The organism is Rhizobium sp. GCM10022189, from assembly GCF_042656325.1.
Taxonomy (GTDB): Bacteria; Pseudomonadota; Alphaproteobacteria; order Rhizobiales; family Rhizobiaceae; genus Rhizobium.
In genome coordinates this window covers 302,571-324,422 of record NZ_JBHSOR010000039.1, presented here as the reverse complement: position 1 = coordinate 324,422, position 21,852 = coordinate 302,571, and the positions used below count along the sequence as shown (strand labels likewise).

At 62.5% G+C, this 21,852-nt stretch carries 19 protein-coding genes and 1 pseudogene; 13 read left to right on the top strand and 7 right to left on the bottom strand.

The window, feature by feature from the left end; translation table 11 throughout:
* Positions 1 to 53: 53 nt before the first annotated feature.
* Genes ACFPWW_RS16515 through ACFPWW_RS16505 form a run of 3 tightly spaced genes read left to right on the top strand, consistent with a single transcriptional unit; the run spans position 54 to position 5,002 of the window.
* Complete coding sequence (locus ACFPWW_RS16515; RefSeq protein ID WP_377312563.1) at positions 54 to 1,499, top strand: NAD-dependent succinate-semialdehyde dehydrogenase; 1,446 nt, start codon at positions 54 to 56, stop codon at positions 1,497 to 1,499.
* A 10-nt stretch (positions 1,500 to 1,509) separates the two neighbouring features.
* Positions 1,510 to 3,252 (top strand): L-arabinonate dehydratase, encoded by a 1,743-nt coding sequence (araD, locus tag ACFPWW_RS16510; protein WP_112570210.1) that lies wholly within the window; start codon positions 1,510 to 1,512, stop codon positions 3,250 to 3,252.
* Positions 3,253 to 3,265: 13 nt separating this feature from the next.
* A complete protein-coding gene (locus ACFPWW_RS16505; protein ID WP_377312561.1) occupies positions 3,266 to 5,002 on the top strand; it encodes a dihydroxy-acid dehydratase in 1,737 nt (578 codons plus the stop codon).
* 43 nt (positions 5,003 to 5,045) lie between these two features.
* Here the strand turns inward: ACFPWW_RS16505 and ACFPWW_RS16500 are convergent, their stop codons facing one another.
* The 6 genes from ACFPWW_RS16500 to ACFPWW_RS16475 form a co-directional block, all read right to left on the bottom strand.
* Complete coding sequence (locus tag ACFPWW_RS16500; RefSeq protein WP_377312560.1) at positions 5,046 to 5,771, bottom strand: SDR family oxidoreductase; 726 nt, start codon at positions 5,769 to 5,771, stop codon at positions 5,046 to 5,048.
* 12 nt (positions 5,772 to 5,783) lie between these two features.
* Complete coding sequence (locus ACFPWW_RS16495; protein ID WP_112753870.1) at positions 5,784 to 6,845, bottom strand: ABC transporter ATP-binding protein; 1,062 nt, start codon at positions 6,843 to 6,845, stop codon at positions 5,784 to 5,786.
* A gap of 61 nt (positions 6,846 to 6,906) precedes the next feature.
* Positions 6,907 to 7,113, bottom strand: a complete 207-nt coding sequence (locus ACFPWW_RS16490) for a DUF2160 family membrane protein (protein ID WP_112570201.1) — start codon at positions 7,111 to 7,113, stop codon at positions 6,907 to 6,909.
* Positions 7,114 to 7,117: 4 nt separating this feature from the next.
* Positions 7,118 to 7,954 (bottom strand): carbohydrate ABC transporter permease, encoded by an 837-nt coding sequence (locus ACFPWW_RS16485; RefSeq protein ID WP_377312558.1) that lies wholly within the window; start codon positions 7,952 to 7,954, stop codon positions 7,118 to 7,120.
* Between the two features lie 4 nt (positions 7,955 to 7,958).
* Positions 7,959 to 8,834 (bottom strand): carbohydrate ABC transporter permease, encoded by an 876-nt coding sequence (locus ACFPWW_RS16480; RefSeq protein WP_112570197.1) that lies wholly within the window; start codon positions 8,832 to 8,834, stop codon positions 7,959 to 7,961.
* Between the two features lie 96 nt (positions 8,835 to 8,930).
* The gene (locus ACFPWW_RS16475) at positions 8,931 to 10,364 is read right to left on the bottom strand and encodes an extracellular solute-binding protein (protein WP_112570195.1); all 1,434 of its coding nucleotides are present in this window, start codon (positions 10,362 to 10,364) and stop codon (positions 8,931 to 8,933) included.
* A 296-nt stretch (positions 10,365 to 10,660) separates the two neighbouring features.
* On the opposite strand from ACFPWW_RS16475, the gene ACFPWW_RS16470 reads away from it, so the two are divergent.
* From ACFPWW_RS16470 to ACFPWW_RS16445, 6 genes are all read left to right on the top strand, one after another.
* Positions 10,661 to 11,545 carry a sugar phosphate isomerase/epimerase family protein gene (locus ACFPWW_RS16470; RefSeq protein WP_113497179.1) on the top strand — a complete coding sequence of 295 codons (885 nt, stop codon included), beginning with the start codon at positions 10,661 to 10,663 and terminating at the stop codon, positions 11,543 to 11,545.
* 64 nt (positions 11,546 to 11,609) lie between these two features.
* The gene (locus ACFPWW_RS16465) at positions 11,610 to 12,824 is read left to right on the top strand and encodes an ROK family transcriptional regulator (RefSeq protein ID WP_377312557.1); all 1,215 of its coding nucleotides are present in this window, start codon (positions 11,610 to 11,612) and stop codon (positions 12,822 to 12,824) included.
* Between the two features lie 26 nt (positions 12,825 to 12,850).
* Positions 12,851 to 13,828 carry a sugar kinase gene (locus tag ACFPWW_RS16460; protein WP_377312556.1) on the top strand — a complete coding sequence of 326 codons (978 nt, stop codon included), beginning with the start codon at positions 12,851 to 12,853 and terminating at the stop codon, positions 13,826 to 13,828.
* Positions 13,828 to 15,102: a D-tagatose-bisphosphate aldolase, class II, non-catalytic subunit gene (locus tag ACFPWW_RS16455; RefSeq protein WP_377312554.1), complete on the top strand. Its 1,275-nt coding sequence runs from the start codon at positions 13,828 to 13,830 to the stop codon at positions 15,100 to 15,102. Before ACFPWW_RS16460 ends, ACFPWW_RS16455 begins: the two co-directional genes overlap by 1 nt.
* Before the next feature lie 24 nt (positions 15,103 to 15,126).
* Positions 15,127 to 15,852 (top strand): SDR family oxidoreductase, encoded by a 726-nt coding sequence (locus ACFPWW_RS16450; protein WP_112570187.1) that lies wholly within the window; start codon positions 15,127 to 15,129, stop codon positions 15,850 to 15,852.
* Positions 15,853 to 15,862: 10 nt separating this feature from the next.
* Positions 15,863 to 16,636 carry an SDR family NAD(P)-dependent oxidoreductase gene (locus tag ACFPWW_RS16445; RefSeq protein WP_112755385.1) on the top strand — a complete coding sequence of 258 codons (774 nt, stop codon included), beginning with the start codon at positions 15,863 to 15,865 and terminating at the stop codon, positions 16,634 to 16,636.
* 125 nt (positions 16,637 to 16,761) lie between these two features.
* On the opposite strand, the pseudogene ACFPWW_RS16440 reads toward ACFPWW_RS16445, so the two are convergent.
* Positions 16,762 to 17,007, bottom strand: a pseudogene (locus ACFPWW_RS16440) (MarR family winged helix-turn-helix transcriptional regulator); the annotation flags it as partial.
* A 4-nt stretch (positions 17,008 to 17,011) separates the two neighbouring features.
* Between ACFPWW_RS16440 and ACFPWW_RS16435 the strand changes: the two are divergent.
* From ACFPWW_RS16435 to ACFPWW_RS16420, 4 genes are all read left to right on the top strand, one after another.
* Positions 17,012 to 17,416, top strand: a complete 405-nt coding sequence (locus tag ACFPWW_RS16435; protein WP_377312710.1) for a hypothetical protein — start codon at positions 17,012 to 17,014, stop codon at positions 17,414 to 17,416.
* Between the two features lie 190 nt (positions 17,417 to 17,606).
* Positions 17,607 to 19,160 carry an ABC transporter substrate-binding protein gene (locus tag ACFPWW_RS16430; protein ID WP_377312552.1) on the top strand — a complete coding sequence of 518 codons (1,554 nt, stop codon included), beginning with the start codon at positions 17,607 to 17,609 and terminating at the stop codon, positions 19,158 to 19,160.
* Between the two features lie 30 nt (positions 19,161 to 19,190).
* Complete coding sequence (locus ACFPWW_RS16425; protein WP_377312551.1) at positions 19,191 to 21,011, top strand: ABC transporter ATP-binding protein; 1,821 nt, start codon at positions 19,191 to 19,193, stop codon at positions 21,009 to 21,011.
* Positions 20,998 to 21,849: an ABC transporter permease gene (locus ACFPWW_RS16420; protein ID WP_377312549.1), complete on the top strand. Its 852-nt coding sequence runs from the start codon at positions 20,998 to 21,000 to the stop codon at positions 21,847 to 21,849. The genes ACFPWW_RS16425 and ACFPWW_RS16420 overlap by 14 nt, the downstream gene beginning before the upstream one ends.
* Positions 21,850 to 21,852: the final 3 nt, after the last annotated feature.

The following is a 21,852-nucleotide window of genomic DNA, read 5'->3' as shown; positions in this document are numbered from 1 at the left end:
AGTGCAGAGATTATAGGCACATGGCAAATTTGACGGAGGCGAGACAGGGAGGAATGATGACATATCAGGCGCCTGCGCTGATTATCGGCAATGAGCTTCGAAAGGGCCGCAGCCGCAGCGATTTTGCGGTGATCAATCCCGCAACCGAAGAGGTTCTCGGCGAGCTGGCTTTCGCCAGCGGTGCCGATGTCGCTGACGCATTGGCATCGGCCGAGCGCGGCTTTGCGGAATGGCGCAAGGTCGGTCCCTGGGCGCGCTCCGACATGCTGCGCAAGATCGCCGGCCTGATCCGCGAACGCATGCCGGAGATCGCCCGGCTTTTGACGATGGAGGTCGGCAAGCCGATCGGCGAAGCCGAGGCGGAGGTCATCTCCGGCGCTGAGCATTTCGAATGGGCCGCCGATCAGGCCCGCCAGCTTTCCGGCGAAACCGTCAATTCGCGTGGCCCGGGCGGTCGCGGCCTGATGACCTATGAGCCTGTCGGTGTCGTGCTGGCGCTGACGGCCTGGAATTTCCCGATCAACCTCTCGGCCCGCAAGATCTGCATGGCGCTTGCCGCCGGCTGCAGCGTCATCGTGCGTCCCGCCGAGGAAGCGCCGGCCTGCGTTGTCGCCATGGTGCAATGTTGCGTGGACGCCGGCCTGCCGGCAGGCGCCATCACCTTGCTCTTCGGTACGCCGGAGGAGGTGATTGCGCCACTGATGGCAGCGCCCTCGGTACGCAAGGTTTCATTCACCGGCTCGACCCGCGTCGGCAAGATCCTGATTCACCAGAGCGCCGATACGGTGAAGCGGTTGACGATGGAGCTTGGCGGCCATGCGCCGGTCCTCGTGCTCGAAGACGCCGATGTCGCCTTTGCGGCGGAAACGGCGGCTCTCGCCAAATTCCGCAATTCCGGACAGGTCTGCGCCGCTCCGAGCCGCTTCTATGTGCACGAAAAGCTGGCCGATGAATTCGCCGATGGTTTTGTGAAAGTCGCCAAGCGTCTGAAGCTCGGCAACGGGCTCGACCGCTCCGTCACCATGGGACCGATGACCACGATCCGCCAGCGCGACCGCGCCGAAGCGCTGGTGGCGGATGCCCGCCAGCGCGGCGCAAATATCCTGTGCGGCGGCGGGCGTCCTGCCGATATCAATGCCGGCTATTTCTTCGAGCCGACTGTGATGACGAATGTGCATCCGGACTCGGAGATTCTGCGCGAGGAGCCTTTCGCGCCGGTCGCCCCCATCCTGCCTTTCTCCGACGTCGAGGAAGCGATCGCTCGGTCCAATGCGCTTGAGGCCGGCCTTGCCTCCTATCTCTTCACCAGTTCGCTGAGTGCGGCGACCATGGTCTCCGAACGCATCGAGGCCGGCATGGTTGGCATCAACACCTGCGTGGTTGCGATCCCAGAAGGGCCTTTCGGCGGCGTCAAGCAGAGCGGTTATGGCCGCGAGGGTGGGCCGACGGCGATCCACGACTATCTCAACATCAAGTTCACGCATACGCGTCTGCTCTGAAGGCAAGCCGATGACAAAAGACAAGAAGATTGCCCTTGCGGATCTGCGCAGCCAGCGCTGGTTCGGCGCAAGCGGCCAGCCCGGCAACCACAAGTCCTACCGCACCAAACAGATGGGCTATACGAGCGAGGATTTTCAGGGCAAGCCCGTCATCGGCATCCTCAATACCTGGTCCGATCTCAATTCCTGCCACACGCATTTCCCGCAGCGCGTCGAGGAAGTGAAGCGCGGCATCTGGCAGGCCGGCGGCTTTCCGGTGGAACTGCCGGCGCTTAGCGTCGGCGAGACCTATGTGCGCCCGAGCACGCTGATCTATCGCAATCTGCTCGCCATGGACACGGAGGAAATCCTCCGCTCGCATCCGATCGACGGCGCCGTATTGATGGGCGGCTGCGACAAGACCACGCCGGCCCTGTTGATGGGCGCGGCCAGCATGAACATTCCGGCGATCTTCGTGCCGGCGGGCGCGATGCTGAGCGGCCATTTCCGTGGCCGTCGCAATCTCGGCACGGGCTCCAGCACCTGGGCAGCACTTGCCGATTTCCGCGCCGGCAAGATCGACGAGAAGACCTGGCGGGCCTTCGGCGAAGGCACGGCACGTTCGCCCGGCACCTGCAACACGATGGGCACGGCTTCCACCATGACCTCGCTTGCCGATGTTCTCGGCATGACGCTGCCGGGCGCAAGCTCCATTCCGGCCGTCGATTCCACGCATTCGCAGATGGCGAGCACAGCCGGCCGGCGCATCGTCGAGATGGTCTGGGAAGACCTGCGTCCGCGCGACGTCGTCACGCGGGCAAGCTTCCTCAATGCCATCGTTACCGACATGGCGCTTTCGGGCTCCACCAATTCGCTGATTCATCTGATCGCGATGGCAAGGCGCCTGAATATCGACCTGTCGCTCGATGACTTTTCCGCGGCGGCCGAGGCCGTGCCCGTCATCTGCAATCTGCAGCCGTCGGGCAAATACCTGATGGAAGACTTCTATTATTCCGGCGGGCTTCGCGCGCTGCTCTCCGTCATCAGGGATCATCTCGATCTTTCCTGCATGACCGTGACGGGTCGTACGCTCGGAGAGGAGATCGAGGGGGCGGCACCCTACGATGACGAGGTCATCCGGCCGCTGTCCGATCCGGTCTATGCGGCCGGTGGGCTTGTGGTGCTCAAGGGCAATCTTGCGCCGCGCGGCGCTGTGCTGAAGCGCGCTGCGGCAAGTCCGAACCTCCTGCAGCACACCGGTCCGGCAATCGTCTTCAAGAACTTCAAGGAGATGCTCGCACAGATCGACAATCCCGATCTCGACGTGACACCCGATAGCGTCCTCGTGCTGCAGGATGCCGGGCCGACCGGCGCGCCGGGCATGCCGGAATGGGGCATGCTGCCGATCCCCAAGAAATTGCTCGAACAGGGCGTGCGTGACATGGTGCGCCTCTCCGACGCGCGCATGAGCGGCACGAGCTATGGCACCTGCATCCTGCATGTCTGTCCGGAAAGCCGCGTTGGCGGCCCTCTGGCGCTGGTCAAGACCGGCGATCTCATCAGCCTGGACACAGAGGGGCGCAGCCTTGATCTGCTGATCTCCGAGGAAGAATTTGCCCGTCGCCGCGCCGAATGGGTCCCGCCGCCACCGCATTACGAGCGGGGTTACGGTGCGCTCTTCTCCCAGCATGTGCTGCAGGCGGATGAGGGCTGCGACCTCGATTTTCTGGCCAAGCCTGGCGATACGCCGGACCCTGAAGCACGTTTCTCCTGAAAGGCCGGCCCGCATGACCAAGACCGGAAAAGGCATTGCCAACGGCCTGACGAACTACGGCGATCCGCGCTTCGCCGCCTATCTGCGCCGCTCCTTCGCATCCTCCATGGGCTATTCCCGCAAGATGCTGGAAAAGCCTGTCGTCGGTATTACCTGGACGGCAAGCGGCTTCAACAATTGCCATCGCGGCGTGCCGGAGCTGGTGGAAGCCGTCAAGCGCGGGGTTCTCGCCGCGGGCGGCCTGCCGCTCGATTTCCCCGTCACCTCGCTCGGTGAGGTCTTTCTGAACCCGACCAGCATGGTTTTCCGCAACCTGATGGCGATGGACGTGGAGGAAATGGTCCGCGCCCAGCCGATGGATGCCGTCGTACTCGTTGGCGGGTGCGACAAGACGCTTCCGGCGCTCGTCATGGGGGCCGCCTCGGCCAACAAGCCGGCGATCGTGCTCGCGACCGGGCCGATGATGACGTCGCGCTATCAGGGCGAGCGCCTTGGCGCCTGCACCGATTGCCGCCGTTTCTGGGCACGCTATCGCGCCGGGGAGCTGGAAGACAAGCAGATCGATCAGGTCGAGGGTTCGCTGGCGACCACGGCCGGCACCTGCGCCGTCATGGGCACGGCCTCCAGCATGGCGATCATGCTCGAGGTCATGGGTCTGATGCTGCCGGGAACGGCTGCCATTCCCGCCGTCCATGCCGATCGCCTCCGTGCCGCCGAAGCCACGGGTACGGCGGCCATGGGTCTCATCGCTTCCGGCCGCACGTTCAAGGAGACGGTGACGCAGGCGACGATCGACAACGCGCTGAAGACGCTGCTCGCCATCAGCGGTTCCACCAATGCCATCATCCATCTGGCGGCCATCGCCGGCCGGCTCGGCCTCAAGGTCGATCTCGACAAGCTCAACGCCATGTCGGACGCCACACCCGTGCTTGTCGATCTCAAGCCCACCGGTGACGCCTATATGGAGGACTTCTTCTATGCCGGCGGCGTCGGCGCGCTGTTGCGGCGGCTCGGCGACCATCTCGACCTTTCGGCCCGCACGGTGACGGGCGAGGCGCTGGCCGACCTCGTGCCGCCCGACAACAGCTGGATCGACGGCAGCGTCATCCGGCCGGTGGAAACGCCGATCCGCGCCGATGGCGGGCTTGTTGCCCTCTTCGGCAACCTGGCGCCGAAGGGCGCGATCCTGAAACGTGCGGCAGCCGACGAGCGGCTGTTCGAAAAGACCGGCCGCGCGGTCGTGTTCGAAGGGCTGAAGGATCTTTCCGACCGCATCGACGATCCCGATCTCGATGTCACGGAAGACGATATTCTGGTGCTGAAGAATGCCGGGCCGAAGGCATCGGGCATGCCGGAAGCGGGCTATCTGCCGATTCCGTCCAAACTTGCCCGCAAGGGTGTGAAGGACATGCTGCGCATTTCCGATGCGCGCATGAGCGGTACGGCTTATGGCACGATCGTGCTGCACGTCTCGCCGGAATCGGCAGCCGGGGGACCGCTGGCGCTGGTGCGCAACGGCGATATGATCCGCATGAGCGTCCGGGAGCGCCGGCTGGAACTGCTGGTCGAGGAGGCAGAACTTGCCAGACGTTTGCCGACGCCTGCACCGGCTGCCGAAACCCGCGGCTGGCTCGGACTCTACAATCGGCATGTGATGCAGGCCGAAAACGGCTGCGACCTGGATTTCATGCTGCCGGATGCGCAGGACGCGGCCGAGGCCAGGGTGATGAAAATGCCGGCCAAGGCTTGAGGCCTGACCGGGCAAGATCTGTCCGGCCAGGTCATGCGAAGCCTCACGCGATCATGTAGCCGCCGTCAACCGGCATCGAAATGCCGTTGACCATCGCGGCTTCGTCCGAGAGCAGGAACAGGATCACCTCCGCCACGTCCTGAGACTCTGCGAACCGCCCGACGGGAATGCGCTTCAGCATGCCGGCGGCCTTTTCCGGATCGCTCCAGGCCTTGATCGCCATCGGCGTCAGCGTCACCGTCGGGTGCACGCCGTTCACGCGAATGCCCTGTGGCGCCAGCTCCTTGGCCATGACCCGCGTCAACCCGTCCAGGCCGCCCTTTGAAGCGCAGTATGCCGCATGGTCGGGGATGCCGACGAAGGCGGCGACGGAGGAGACATTGACGATGGCGCCGTGACGGCCGGCCTCGATCAACGAGCGCGCATATTCCTGGGCGACGATCATCGGCGCGCGCGTGTTAACGGCGATCAGATGATCGAAGGCCTCGACAGTGGTGTCGAGAAAGGACTGCAGTTCGGTGGTCCCCGCGCAATTGATCAGAAATTCGGCCGGGAGCACGGCGCGTGCCGCCTCCCGCGTCGCCTTCGCATCGGCAAGGTCGACCTGAACGGCCTGGCAGCCCAGTTCCTCGCGGAGCGACACGACATCATCGGCACTTCTCGTCAATGCCGCGACGTCAGCGCCCCGCCTGACCAATGTTTCTGCGACGACGCGACCGATGCCCTTGCCGGCACCGGTGACGATTACTTTCTTGCCTTGGAAATCCATCTGTTCCTCACCTTACAATCGTTGACCCGTTGCCTGATCAAAGATGTGAACGCGGCGGGGATCAATATGAAAATGCAGCACCTTGCCGGGCGTGACTTCGATGCGCTCGCGGATAAGCGCGTCGATCGGCACGCCGCCGACACGGCCGAAGATCAACGTTTCGGAGCCCGTCGGCTCATAGACCGACACCTCAACCGGAATGCCGTCCTCGGCGATGGTGATGTGTTCCGGCCGAATGCCGTATGTCACCGCCTTGCCGTCCTCGGCATTCACGCGGTCCACCGGCAGGACGACGCCCTGATCGGTGACGACGACCTGCCTGCCGTCCCGCGTTGCGATCTTGCCCTGGAGGAAGTTCATCGACGGGCTGCCGATGAAGCCGGCGACGAAGAGATTGGCCGGGAAGTCGTAGAGGTCGAGGGGCTTGCCGACCTGTTCCACCCGTCCGTCACGCATGACGACGATCTTGTTCGCCATCGTCATGGCTTCGATCTGGTCATGCGTGACATAGATTGTGGTCGTTTTCAGCCGCTGGTGCAGCTCCTTGATCTCGACACGCATGGTGACGCGAAGTTTGGCATCGAGGTTGGACAGCGGCTCGTCGAAAAGGAAAACCTGCGGGTCGCGCACGATCGCCCGGCCCATGGCGACGCGCTGCCGCTGCCCGCCCGACAGCTGTTTCGGATAGCGGTCGAGATACCGCGTCAGATCGAGGATTGCGGCTGCCTTTCCGACCTTCTCGTCGATCTCCGACTTTGGCCGTTTGGCCATCTTCAGCGGAAAGCCCATATTTTCGGCGACCGTCTTGTGCGGATAGAGCGCGTAGCTCTGGAAGACCATGGCGATGTCGCGTTCCTTCGGCGGAGCGTTGGTGACGTCGCGCCCGCCGATCCTGATGTCGCCGCTGCTGACGGTCTCGAGACCGGCGATCATGCGCAGCAGCGTGGACTTGCCGCAGCCGGAAGGGCCGACTAGAACGACGAATTCGCCATCCTCGATATCGACGCTGACGCCGTGCATGACCTGAAGAGCGCCATATCTCTTGGTGACGTCGCTGACCTGTACATTTGCCAATGTCGTTTCTCCCTAGTCCAGCACGGCTTGCGTCTTGATTTTGTTCAAAAAGACCATCGGTTCACCCTTTCCAGATAATGTAGGCGCCAAGCGCGGCGGAGATTGCCACCGCAAACCACACCGAAAGCCCGAACGGTTCGATGAACCGCATCCAGAGCAGGGACAGCGCGACCCAGATGACGACCGAGATGAACAGCCGGTCGAACCAGTTGGTCTCGATCGGCAGGAAGCCCGGCTGCTTTTCGTTGTTTTCAGAATCCGAAGCCATCTTGCTATCCTTTCACTGCGCCGAAGGTCAGACCGGCAACGATGTGACGCTGCACGACCGAGAAGACGATGAGCGCCGGGATCAAAGTCAGCATGGAGATCGCCGCCATGATGCCCCAGGCCGTGCCAGTCGTCGTCACATATTCCGACAGACCGGTTGTAAGCGTTCGGGCGTTGAAATTGGTCAGCGTGGCGGCAAGCAGATATTCGTTCCACGCGAAGACCCAGGTGAGGATGAGCGTCACCGCAAGGCCCGGTCGCGCCAGGGGGAAGACGATGTCGTAGAGGACCATCCAGGGACTTGCGCCATCCACATAAGCCGCTTCGTCCAGTTCCTTCGGAATGCCCTCTACCGTCGGGCGCAGCGTCCAGATGGCGAAGGGAAGGTTGAACGAGCAGTAGACCAGGATCATGCCGAGCCTGGAATCCGCGAGTGAGAAGTCGCCGATCTTGTAGACCTGGGTCAAAAGCAGGAAGAGCGGCAGCAGGAAGACCGCCGGCGGTGCCATGCGGTTGGTGATCGTCCAGAAGAAGATGCTTTCCTTGCCGGCGAGGTCGAAGCGCGATAGCGCGTAACAGGCCAGGAAGCCGAGTGTCGTGACCAGGATCGCGTTGCCGGACGAGATGACGAGCGAGTTGATCATGTATCGCCGCAGGGTCTCGTTCGTCAGCACGTCCTGGTAATTCTTCCAGAAGAAGCTCCGCAGGACGACATCAGGCGTAGAGAACAGATCGAAGGGCTGCTTCACCGAGATGACGAAGAGCCAGTAGATCGGGAAAAGGGTCGCAAAGCTGATCAGCGTCCACAGGAGAACCGAAAGCCAGGGGTTCTGTCTCTTCATGGCATCAGCCTCTCTTCGCGCGGGGGGCAATCAGGCCGACATAGAGCAGCCAGCAGACGACGATGGTGAGGTAGAGCACGACGACCGAGATCGCCGAACCGTAGCCGTAGTTCGTTTTCGGGAAGACTTCCCTGAAGATGTGGACGCCGATATAGCGCGTCGAGGACCCCGGACCGCCGCCGGTCAGCATCAGAACCTCGTCGACCGTGCGCAGCGCGTCCATGAGCCTGATGAATACCGTTGCCAGCAGGGCAGGGCGGATCAGTGGCAGCGTGATATGCCAGAAGATCTGGCTCTTGCCGGCGCCATCGATCTGCGCCTGTTCGAAGGGATCGGGCGGAAGCGAAACCAGGGCGGCGATCAGGGACAGCGTGACCAATGGCGTCCAGTGCCAGACGTCCATGATGACGGTGATGGTGAAGGCGGCGAGCGCGCTCTGGCCGATGTTCAGATCATAGCCGAACCAGCTTCGCAGCAGGTACGGGATGATGCCGATCGACGGTGTGGTCATCAGTTTCCACACCGAGCCGACGATGATAGGCGCCATGATCAGCGGAAGAGTGTGGATGGTGCGGAAGAAGGCCTTTCCCGGAAAGTCCTTCATCAGTGCCTGCGCGAGCATGTATCCAAGCACGAGCTCGGAAACGACGGCAAAGAAGACGAAGGCGACGGTGATGCCGAGCGAGGCGAGGAACTGTTTGTCGAAGACGAGACTTCGGTAGTTCGAAGCCCAGTTGAAGACCATCAGCGGATTTGCGGCAAAGGGGTTCCATTGATGAAAGGAAACCCAGACGACATAGATGAAAGGAAAAATACCGAAGAGCCCGAGGATCAGGATCGTCGGTGACAGCAGCAGCCATCCAAACTTTTGCGAATGCATCGCTTCATCCTCTTTGGTGCCCGTTGGGCGACCTATCGAGCCAGGAAAGAGACGGGTCGCCAAGCGAAGACGACCCGCCAAGGTGGGGAGGATGACTTATTTGCGATAGCCGAGCGACGTGAGCTCCTCTTCCGTCTTGGCCGCCATCTGGTCGAGGCCTTCGTCGGGGGCGATCTTGCCGGTCAGAATGTCGAAGAAGATCGGCAGGGTGGCTTCACGCAGCTGGGCGTGGAACGGATACGGGGGAGCGCCGGCGAAGAGCTTGCCCTGATCCTTCAGCATCGTATAGAAGCCGCCGAGCTTGACATCCATCGCCTTGACCTTCGGATCGTCGAAGGTCGCCGTGTTGGTGATGCGCGGTGCGGCGATCGCCCAATCGGGCTGCACGTCGTTCTGCCCCATGAATTCGAGGAAGAGCAGCGCGGCTTCCTTGTTCTTGGATGTAATCGGCAGGCCGAAGGCGCCGCCGTCATAATAGCCGATGTAGCCCTTTCCGGATTTGGCATCCTCCAGAACGCCCGGTTCAAGCGGCGGCAGGGCGAAGCCCACCTTGTCGACCACCTTTGACTGCGCAGGATCGCTGGCGATCCAGGCCGCGTTCTCGCCATAGATCAATCCCTGGGCGACGCGGCCCGCCGCGAAGGTCGTCGCTGTTTCCGTCCAGGTCGATTGCGTCGATTCCGGCGGCGCGATATCGCGCAGGTGCAGCCAGTATTTCAACGCGGCCTTCGCCTTGTCGCTGTTCATGGCGCCGCCATGCTCGACCGTCGCCGCGTAGTTGTTGCTGGCGTCGATGCCCCAGTTGTAGACGCCGAAGGTCGGCGCGATGGATTCGAAATATTCGTACCAGGATGCGGCGTGGCCCGTATGGGCCTGAGCGGTCGTGCCCCAGAGCTCGAGACCGTTGTCCTTTCCGTATTTGGTGAAGAATTCGGCGATCTGTGTGTAGTCCTCATGCGTGGTCGCCGGCTTCAGGTCCTTGCCGGTTTCCTTCTTGAAGGCTTCCTTGATCTTCGGGTCGTCGAAGAGGTCCTTGCGGTAGAGGTAGGTCTTGAGGAAGGCTTCCATCGGCACGCCGAAGAGATCTCCCTTCGCGTCCTTGAAATAGTCGGCGAAGCTGGTGAAGTTCGCGTCATCGTAGGTCGGCGCCTTCAGATCCGGCTGATCCTTCAGCGTCTGGGTGATGTCGACCAGGAAATTGCGCGCCAGATACGAGTAGATGATGTCCTGCTCGATGTAGACCATGTCGTAGATGCCGGTCTTGGCCTCCATGTCCTTGATGGCCTTGTCGTACATCTGATCCCAGGACGTCGTCTCGATTTCGACCTTGATGCCGGTCTTCTTCTCGAATTCGGGTGCGAGCACATCCTTGATGTAATTGGACGGCGGCGTGCTTTCGGTCACGCCGTGCAGGGTCACGCCCTTGAATTTGGCGCCGGCGTCCGACCAGAAGTCTGCCCAGGCCGGCGACGCGGCGGTGGCGAGGCTGAGCGTCAGCGCAAGCGCGCTGGCTTTCAAAGCGTAGTTCATTTCAATCCTCCCAGATAGCAGCGAGATCATTTCGCCGGGTCATTGTGTAGATGAAAATCGGTGTCCGCGCAATATTTGTTGTCTAAACCTGCAAATATGCGGGCTATGTCGTTGATTTCGGTAGAAAGTAATTTTCGCATAAAATCCATGGCGACGCAGATGCGACGGAAATTGCTGCATAGCAATCAGATTTCTCGCGGAAGCAAAATTACGATCTGCAAATTTATTTGTTGCTTTGCCATACTAAATGGCATAGCTGTGGCGCAGCGATAGGCATCCAGCGGAGGGAAACGGCTATGCGTCGATTGGGTATCCATTCATTTGTATGGACAGGCGGCCAAACGCAGGAGGGGCTCGAAATGGCTCTCAACAAGACGGCCGAGCACGGATATCGTACGATCGAATTTGCCTATCTGCGCCCCGAGAAATTCAATCTCGATCGTCTGGCGAAGCTCGCCCAGTCGCTCGATGTCGAGATCGGCGTGACGATGGGCCTTCCTGTCGACAAGGATATTTCAAGCGAGGATATGGCAGCCGTTGCCGCCGGCAGGCAGATGCTGGCCGATGCCGTGCGGGCGGTTCGTGACATCGGTGGAAACAAGCTCGGCGGCATCCTTTATTCCGCGCATACCAAATATAACCGGCAGCCGACGAAGAAGGGCTGGGACAACAGCGTCGCCGGGATCGCCGCGACTGCGGATATCGCGCGGGATGCGAGGGTCGATCTCGTCCTGGAGATCGTGAACCGTTTCGAGACGAACCTTCTGAACACCACGGCCCAGGGATTGAAGTTCATCTCCGAAACCGGGTCGGACCATGTCCGGCTGCATCTCGACACGTTCCACATGAATATCGAGGAAGCAAATCCGGCGGCCGCGATCCGGCTTGCCGGCGACAAGATCGGCTATTTCCACATTGGCGAAAGCAATCGCGGCTACCTCGGCGACGGCGTCATCAATTTCGACCTTATTTTCGATGCGCTGCTCGATATCGATTACAGGCGCGACATCGTGTTCGAGAGTTTTTCGACCGCCGTGGTCGACGAAGGCCTCTCGCTCGCCTGCGCAATCTGGCGCGATACCTGGACCGACAACGATCCGCTGGCCGCTCATGCCAAGCGCTATATCGAACTGAAATACGAGGAAGCCAAGCGGCGGCGCGTCACGAACGCGCGCCCGTGATAATCCTTCTGCCGATCTGCTTCGCACGTATAGGCTGGAGCAGTCGATTTGAAGAGAAATGAATATGAATGACACTGTCTCCATCGGAAGCTCGCCGCGCAGGATCCGGCAGAACAACATCGTTGCCGCCCTGCAGACGATCTACAGCCATCGCCGCCTGAGCCGGGCCGATCTGGCGCGGAAGCTCGGCATGAACCGTTCGTCGTCAGGGGAGATCGTTGCCGAACTGACGGAAAGCGGCCTGGTCCAGGAATCGGAGGAGAGCAGCAAGCAGCGCTCGGAGCAATCCCGCGCCGGCCGTCCGGGAATCATGCTCGAACTGGTGCCGGATGCCGCGTTCTTTGCCGGGATCGAACTCGGCGTCGAGCATATATCTGCCGTTGTCGTGGATTTTTCGGCAGATGTCCGGGTCTGCCGCAGGCTCGCCTTCCACGCCCAGTCCTCAAGCGTGGAGGAGGCCGTGGCGCGCGGGGTCGATCTCATCACGGACGCCATGCCGAAGCAGATGATCGAGCGTTGCAAGGGGCTCGGCATATCCGTGCCGGCCCATATCCGGCCGGACGGAATTGTCACGCTTGCGCCGATCATCGGCTGGCGGGACGTGCCGTTGAAGGAGATCGGCCGCAGCGCCTTTCCGGCCGAGGTGCCGATCGCGGTCGAAAACGACGCCAACGCTTTCGCGATCGGCGACAGCTATCGTCACGGCGTTGCCGGCGTAACGCTCTTCCTGCTCATGGAGACCGGTGTCGGCGGCGGGATCATGATCGATGGAAAGCTGTTTCGCGGCGGCCATGGCCTCGCGGGTGAGATCGGCCATACCCTCGTGCCGGGAAGCGGCGGGCAGAAATTCGAGCAGCTGATCGGCCGCGAGGTGCTGATCCGGCAGTACAGGGAAGCGACCGGCCGCGCCGACGCCGACCTGCAGGAATTTCTCACCGACGTTCGCGATCGCGTTCCGGACGCGGTAAACATAGCGGAGATCTGGTCGCGGCATCTGGCCTATGCGCTGCTGCAGGCCTGCCGCCTGCTCGATCCGGACCGGATCGTTCTGGGCGGTTCCGTCGCCTCGCTTTATCCGATGGTGGCGGCCCGCGTGGCGGTCCACATGTCGGAGGGCCAGAATATTCCTTTTCCGACACCCGCGATCGTCGTCGATGGCGACGCGGAATTCGGTTCCGCCTTTGGGGCGGCATGCATGCTGCACGGGCGCTTCCTTTCCCTCGAAAACGAGGAATTCGGTGGCGAAGACGGTGCAATACAACGATCAACTGCGATTTAGCGGCATCTATCGAAAGCGGGATTGCAATGGCTTCAGTGCTGGCTCCGGACCAACTCGGCCCCACGGTTTGCGTCGGCGAGATCCTGGTGGAGATCGTCGCCACGACGTTCGGAGAGGGGTTCCTTGAAGCCCAGCCGCTTGTCGGGCCGTTCGCAAGCGGGGCGCCGGCAATCTTCATCTCGCAATGCGGCCGGCTCGGCGGAGCGGCAGCAATGGTGGGGGCGGTCGGCAACGACGATTTCGGCCGCGTCAATATCGACCGCCTCAAGCGCGATGGTGTCGATGTGTCCGCCATCACCGTCGATCCCGACTATCCGACGGGAAGCGCCTTCGTCCGCTACCGCAAGGACGGCTCCCGCGACTTCGTCTACAATATCGCCAGATCGGCCGCCGCGCGCTTCGGCTGGTCCGCGAGTGTCAGCGATCTCGTGAGCCGCAGCGGGCATCTTCATGTCATGGGTTCGGCTCTCTCCGTTCCCAGCGCACGGGAGGTCATCGACAAGGCGGTCGACATCGTGAAGGCGCGCGGCGGTACACTCTCGGTCGATCCGAATCTCCGCAAGGAATTGCAGCTCGACGAGGATACCGAACGCCGGTTTTCCCGGCTTGTCGCCACGGCCGATCTGCTCTTGCCGTCGGGGGAAGAACTCGAGCGCGCCGCAGGCATCGCGGGCGGGGCCGATGCGATCCGGCGTCTGTTCGACATCGGCGTGAAGGAGATCGTGCTGAAGCGCGGTGCAGAGGGCGCGACCTATTTCGGCAGAGAGGGGGACCGTATCGATGCTCCTGCCTTCCTCGTCGAGGAGGTCGATCCGACCGGCGCCGGCGACTGTTTCGGCGGGGCCTACCTCACCTGCCGGCGGCTCGGAATGTCACCAGGCGAGGCACTCACCTACGGTTCGGCCGCTGGTGCGCGCAACGTGACGGTCCGCGGCCCGATGGAGGGTGCCGGCACCCGCCAGGAACTCGACGCGTTCATCGCCTCAACGCAAAGGCGCTCCTGATGCAGATTGCGCTCACCGAACTGGCTGCGCTCAGGGCTGAGGGTCGTCCGGCCGGCATTACCTCCGTCTGCTCGGCCCATCCGGTCGTCTTGCGGGCGGCACTGCGTCACGGGCGCGACCGTTCGAGCACGGTTCTGATCGAAGCCACCTGCAACCAGGTGAACCATCTGGGCGGCTATACCGGGATGACCCCCGCAGACTTTGCGGCTCTGGTTTTGCGCATTGCCAAAGAGGAGGGCTGCCCGGAAAGCCTCATTGTGCTGGGCGGCGATCATCTCGGACCGAACCCCTGGCGGGATCGGGCGGCTGACGAGGCCATGGCTGAAGCCGAGCGGATGGTGGCGGCCTATATCGAGGCCGGGTTCCGCAAGATCCATCTCGACGCATCAATGGGCTGCCTGGGGGAACCCGCCGCATTGGACGACGAGGCGACCGCCCGTCGAGCGGCGCGGCTTGCTGCTGTCGCGGAGACCGCGGCAAGGCGGGCAGGGGCCACCATGCCGGTCTATGTCATCGGCACGGAGGTTCCTCCTCCTGGCGGCGCGGATCATACATTGACTGCGATCGAGCCGACTGCCGCTTCGGCCGCCAGGCGCACCATCGACGTCCATCGTCGTGTCTTCGCCGAAGCCGGTCTGGCGGAAGCCTTTGCGCGCGCCATCGGCCTTGTGGTGCAGCCGGGCGTCGAATTCGGCAACCACAATGTCGTCAGCTACGACCGCAGCAAGATCGAGGCGTTGAAGCAGGTGCTCGACGACGAGCCGCAATTCGTGTTTGAGGCGCATTCCACCGACTATCAGGGCATTGGTCCGCTGGCCGCGCTCGTCGCAGACGGTTTTCCGATCCTGAAGGTCGGGCCGGAACTGACCTTCGTCCTGCGCGAAGCCCTCTACGGGCTGGATTTGATCGCATCCGACCTTGTGCCTGATTATGGCGAGCGTCCGCTATATGCCGCGATGGAGGCTCTGATGCTGGCGCATCGGGACAATTGGAGCCGCCACTATCACGGCAGCGAGGACGAGCGGCGCTGGCTTCGGCATTATTCGCTGTCCGATCGCATTCGCTACTATTGGACATCCGAGCAGGCGCAATCCGCGGTCGCACGTCTTTGCGGCGCGCTTGCGGGAAAATCCGTACCGCGCCCGCTCTTCTGGCAGCACATGCCGGCTGCCGAGCAGTTTTCCGATGCGCCGCTCGACCCGGAGGCGTTGTTGGTCTGGCGGGTGACGAAGAGCCTTGCCGAATATCATGCAGCATGCGGCGGAGCGAGATAGGCCGCCCCAACCAAGGAGGAAGGAATGAACGAGTTGAAAGGGAAGGTCGCCGCGATCACGGGCGCCGCGTCCGGTATCGGAATGGCATCGACGGAGGCGATGATCGCAGCAGGCGCCACGGTCGTTCTTGTCGACCGCGACGAGAAGGCGCTGGCGGCAGCCAGCGAGCGCCTTGGCGAACGGGCAATACCTCTCGCTTTGGACCTGCTGGATGCGCAGGCATGTGCCCAGCTTCTCGACCGCGTGTTGTCGAAGGTAGGGCAGCTCGACATTCTGCATGCCAATGCCGGCACCTATATCGGCGGCGACCTTGCGGATGCCAATCTCGACGCGATCGACCGGATGCTGAACCTCAACGTTAATGTCGTCATCAAGAACGTCCGGACCGTCATTCCGCATATGATCGAACGCGGCAGCGGCGACATCGTCGTCACAAGCTCGGTCGCAGGCCATTCGCCCGTCCCGTGGGAGCCCGTCTATTCGCCGTCGAAATGGGCGATGCACTGCTTCGTCCAGACGATGCGCCGTCAGCTTTTGAAAAGCGGTATTCGTGTCGGCTCGGTTTCGCCGGGACCCGTCATCAGCGCGCTGCTTGCCGACTGGCCGGAGGAGAACCTGCGCAAGGCGAAGGAGGCCGGCGCCCTGATCGAGCCCAAGGAGGTGGCCGACGCCATCATGTTCATGCTGACGCGTCCGCGCAACGTGACGATCCGCGACATCGTCGTTCTCCCGAGCGCGTTCGATATCTGAGGAGCAAACCATGAGCTATCAGGAGAAATTCCGTCTTGACGGCGAGCGCGCCGTCGTCACCGGCGGCGGGCGCGCCATCGGGCTTTGCTGCGCACACGCGCTCGCCGAAGCCGGCGCAGCCGTCGTCGTCATAGAGCGCAACGAGGCCGATGCAGAACAGGCGCTGGCGCTCAAGGACAAAGGATATGACGTCGAACTTCGTGTCGGCGACGTGACCGATTCCGCCCGCATGGAGGCGATTGCCAATGAACTTGCCGAGGGTGGTCGTCCGGCGACGATCCTGGTCAACAATGCCGGGATCGGCCAGAACGGGATTGCCGCAGAGGACGTCACGGACGCCGATTGGCTGCGGATGATGGATGTCAACGTCAACGGCGTCTTCTGGTGCTCGCGCGCCTTCGGCCGCCATATGGTGGCGATGAAACGGGGCGCGATCGTCAATCTCGGCTCGATGTCGGGCATCATCTGCAACCGGCCGCAGCCGCAGACCGCCTATAACGTCTCCAAGGCTGCCGTTCACCACCTCACCCGTTCCATGGCCGCCGAATGGGCGCAGCACGGGGTAAGGATCAATGCGGTTGCCCCGACCTATATCGAAACGCCGATGGTCGCGGCGGTCGAGGCCAATCGCGAGCGGATTCCGATCTGGCTTGCCGACACGCCGATGGGGCGCATGGGCGCGCCCGAGGAGGTCGCAAGCGCGGTTCTCTTTCTTGCGTCCGGCGCGGCAAGCCTGATGACGGGAGCAATCGTCAACGTCGATGCCGGCTTCACCTGCTGGTAGACCGGCTCAAACGAGAGCCTCGAGGCGCCTGCCGTCCCGCCGGCGCCTCGCCGCCTTCCGGCTGCGCCGACAGGATATGTCGATCTGACAGGGCGGCTCGACCCTGCTCATCTGCGCGGCATGCGTCAGCCCTTGACCGGATCATCCTTCACGGCATCGGCAAACTTCTGCATCAGGCGGACCAGATTATCCAGATCATCGGGATCCCATGTCTTGAATATTTCGATGCCTATCCTCTCGCGCGCTGCATCGACGCGGTCCGTCATCGATTTGCCCTTCGCGGTGACCACCGCTTCGGTGACGCGCCGGTCCGTCGTGCTCGGTTGACGCTGGATGAGGCCGAGGTTCTCCAGCTTCGCGACCTGGCGGTTGGACATCGGCTATATCGGCTCCAGCCTGTCCCTTGACGCTCCCCGGCGTCAGGCGCGCGTCCTTGCCGGCAATCGCGCGCCCGACGTCCTGTTGAAGGGGGCCGCAGGTCAACCTGCACGGCTGTTCGACCTCTTGAAGGGACCCCATTGGACCCTGCTGGAATTTGAAGCAGAGACGGTCGCCGTCCAACCGCTCAAAGCACTGCACATCCACCGCATCGGGCAAGGTGGAGACTACACCGACAGCGAGAACCGGTTCCGCGACACCTACGAGGCTGCGCCGGGCGACCGGATTCTTGTTCGTCCGGATGGTTATGTCGGCGCGATCATCTCGCAAGGGGAGGTGACGGCATTGGAAGCCTATCTGAGGAGTGTCGGATTGCGGGCCGGGGCGGCGGCCGGGCGGTGAGAATGCATCCGCGGCATCGCGTCTCCGGTCAAAGCAGAGATATTTATGGCGCGGAATCTTCAAAGCTTTTCAGTCGTGTTCCGCTATGATCGCGATGACGCTGGCGTTGGGCAACGGGTGGCGCGGCAGGTAATTCCTGTCTCGCGCTGCCGCTGTCCGCGCCGGAAATGATGCAATCACGGATCATGCAATGCCGAAATTCCTGTCCGCTTCGATATCCTCACGTTTCAACCGCCTCGTCGGCTTTCGCCTGCTCGCGTTTTTGCTTGGATTCCTGACTTCGGTTGCCCTCGCTCATGCGCAGGACGTCCTGCGCATTCCCTATTCGTCGGACATCGGCACCCTCGATCCGGACAATGGCTTCGAGGTCGCCGGACTGACCGTTCTGGACAGCATCTACGAAGGTCTCGTCAAATACGAGGCGGGCTCGACCAGGATTGTCGGGTCACTGGCCGGGGATTGGGCGATGTCCGGCGATGGCCTCAAATACACGTTCCACCTCGTCGAGGGCGTCAAGTTCCATGATGGAACTGCCTTGGATGCCGAGGCTGTCGTCACCTCGTTCAAGCGTCGCCGCGACGGCGGGTTTGTACAGAACTATACGCTCGCCAACATGGCCGATATCGTGGCAACGGACAGGTCCACCGTCGTCATCACGCTGCGACACCCGCAGCCCTCCTTCATCGACAGCCTTGCGAGCCCGTGGGGACCGAAGATCATCAGCCCGACCGCACTTTCCGGTCACGCCGGCAAGGATTTTGCGACAGGGTGGCTGACCGATCACGCGGTCGGCACCGGGCCGTTCAGGCTTGCCGAATTCAAGCGCGGCGAACGCTACGTGCTCGCACGCAACGACGATTATTGGGGCGCCAAGCCCTATTTCAGCAAGGTGGAATTTCCCGTCATTCCAGATATCGGGCAACAAATTCTCAAGCTGAAGGCCGGCGAAATCGACAGCGTTCCGGCCAATTTCCCGTTTGCGCAGCTCGCCAGCCTGCCGGCCGATCTGGAGATAACGTCCGCACCCAGCATGGCGCAATTCGAAGCCTTCATCAAACCGGGATCGCCGCTCGATGACGCCGAGGTCCGAAAGGCGGTCCTGACCGCGATCAACCCGAATTTGTGGGCAAACGATGCCTTTGGCCAATATGCCCATGTCTCGAAATCGCTCTACCCGAACATCATGCTGGATCCGGCGCAGCCGGTGCAGTTTCCGACCGATTTCGACGCGGCGAAGTCTGCCATCGTTAAGCATGGTCCGATTGCGCTGACCATCGGGCTCTATAGCGCCAATCCGAGCTACGGGCGTATCGCCGACCTGATGATCGCGCAGCTGTCGATGATTGGCGTCGAGGCAACGTCCCGTATCATGCCGCCGGGGGCAGCCTATGCCATGAAGGGCGACCCGGCGGCCCCCGATATGCTGCTGATCATCGCCTCTCCGGACGCCGCCCATCCGGACAATCAGGCAAAAGCGTTCTTTACCGGCGATGCGCCGCTCAACCTTTACGGCAGCACGCTTCCGGAGGCCGACGCCGTTGTTGCTGAAGGTGCCTCGGCGACGGATGTGGCCGCGCGAAACGCACTCTATGAGAGGGCAGGGCGCATGTATTTCGATGCGGGCCGTTTCATTCCGCTCGTCGATGTCGACGATGTGGTCGTCCATCGCAGGGGCCTGAAGGACCTGGGCCTTCGCCCGGTCTTCCCGAGAGGCAGTATCGACTTTTCAAGCGTGAGGCGCTGATGGTCGGACGGGCGGCTTTCGGCAGGATTCATGGCTGCTGTTCAAGCTGAGGGAGTTGCTGACGCTGTGACCGACGCTGTGCTTTCCATCGCTGATCTCCGTGTCGTCCTCTGGCGAAACGGTCGCGATCACCTGGTGCTCGACGATATCAGCTTCGAGGTCATGCCAGGCGAGATCATCGCGGCCGTCGGGGAAAGCGGCTCCGGCAAGACCACGCTCGGCGCGGCAATCCAGGGCCTGCTGCCGGCGTCCGGCCAACCCGATATCAGCGGCTCCATTCGTGTCGCCGGCACGCAGATCGTGGGCGCAAGGCCGCGGGTGTTGCGGGCTGCCCGTCACGGGCTCGTTCGTGCCATTCCGCAGGATCCGATGGGGGCGCTCAACCCGACGATGACGATCCGCCGTCAGCTCCGGGAATCTGCCGGCGGAGACGATGATTTCATCAGGCATTGGCTGGGTCGGGCCGGACTTCCGGATGCGGACGCGATCCTCGATACGTTTCCATATCGTCTGTCGGGCGGCCAGCGTCAGCGTATCCTGATCGCGATGGCGCTGATGGCTCAACCGAAGCTGCTGATTGCCGATGAATCGATCACCGCGCTCGATTTCGCCTTGCAAGGCCAGATTCTCGAACTGTTGCGCAAGATCGCGCGCGAACAGCAGACCGCAATTCTTTTCATAACCCACAACCTGACGGCTGCAGCTTCGCTCGCAGACCGCATGCTCGTGCTCTACAGGGGGCGTGTCCTGGAAATCGGCGGTACTCGCGATGTCTTGGCCAAGCCCGGCCATCCCTATCTGGCCGGCCTGCTTGCGACCCAGTTCGATTTCGACACGGATCGTCAGCGCTCTCTCCCGACCCTGCCGGACGAACGGATGCGCCTGGCAGATCCCGAAAATGCCTGCGGTTACGCTTCCCGTTGCCCCGCCATCCGGGACGCGTGCATCACCAGTCGGCCCGAACTGATGCCGCTTTCGGCTGCTCGCCATTCCGTCGCCTGTTTCTTCCCCGACCTCGCGCAATCCAGCGCACGGCAGCTTTGTTCTACGGAAATCTGGCCAACCGCGGCCGTGACGGAACCTGCTGAAGCGCTCAAGCTGACCAATGTCAGCAAGAGTTTCACAGTGACCGTCGGCCCATTCGGCCGGCGCCGGCCGCGGAGGGTATTGGAATCGGTCAACCTCCGGGTCGGGCTCGGCGAATGCGTCGCCCTGCTCGGCGAAAGCGGCGCGGGCAAATCGACGATCCTCAGGCTCGCCGCCGGGCTGCTGGCACCAGATAGCGGCGAAATCATCCGGATCGAAGAGGCGCCGCAGGTTGTTTTTCAGGATGCGGTTTCTTCCCTGACGCCCTGGCTGCCGATCGGCGAACAGATCGGCGATCGGTTGCGCCCTCTCGGCCTCGACAAGGCGGAACGTCTCCGCAAAGTCTCCGCTGCCCTTGATCTGGTCGGTCTCGATGAGGAGCTGATGTCGTCACTGCCGGCCAGCCTGTCGGTCGGCCAGTGCCAGCGTGCCGTTTTTGCCCGCGCCCTCGTTGTGCCTCCGAAACTTCTGCTTTGCGACGAGCCGATCAGCGCGCTCGACGTGTCGCTTGCCGCCACCACGCTGAACCTGATCGGCGAGTTCAGACGGCGGCTCGGCATCGCTGTGCTGTTCGTGACCCATGATCTGGCTGCCGCCCGGATAGTCGCCGATCGGATCGTCGTACTGGACGGGGGCAGGATAATGCGGGAAGGAGACCCCGACACCGTAACTGCCGGGTTCAATCCTCGGCCGATGGCCGCCATTCTTGCTTCGCTATCGAAAACACATGCAAACACGGGCGGGCAGGGCGATGAACGTTCATGAACAGCTTCCCGAGGAACGTCTCGTTCGCTGGCCCGTCGTCCTCGGACGCATCGGCTGGATCGACCGGATTGGGTTGTTTGGGGTGGTCGCCATCACGATCGTTGCCGTGTTCGCGACCCTGCTGACGCCGTTCAATCCCCAGCTTCGGGTTGCGGCGGCCTATCTGCCGCCGTCGTGGGACCACTGGTTCGGGACGGACGAGATCGGGCGCGATCTGTTTTCCCGCATCATCCTCGGCATCCAGTACACCTGGCTGCCCGCAATTGCCCTCGTTGCCATCAGCCTCGTCGTCGGTGGATGCGTCGGCATGATACCGGGCCTCATCAGCCGCAAGCTCGACATGCTGGCGCAATGGGTCGTCGATTTTTTCCTGATCCTGCCCTCAACGGTGGCACTGGCGGTGATCGCGACGCTCGGCGCGGGGCTGATGAATACGATGATTGCGATCGGCATTGCCTGGTGGCCGTGGTATGCGCGCATATCGCGCGACGAGCTGCGCCGGCTGAACGCCCGCCCGCATGTGGAGGCCGCAAGGGCGGCCGGTATCCGCGGGCCGCGCCTGCTGCTGCGCTATATTCTCCCCGGTGCCGTCCCGGCCCTGCTGGTCGCCGCGACGCTGGACATCGCCAACGTGATCATGACGATATCGCTCATGTCCTTCATCGGCCTCGGCCAGCCGGCGCCCGCACCCGAACTGGGGTCGATGACGTCCAGGGCGCTCGATAGCCTCTCTGCCTATTGGTGGCTGCCGACATTGCCGGCTGCCGTCATTTTTCTCATCTGCCTCTTCGCCAATCTTGCCGGAGACGGCCTCAGGACAGCATTGCGAGGGGCCTAGGAG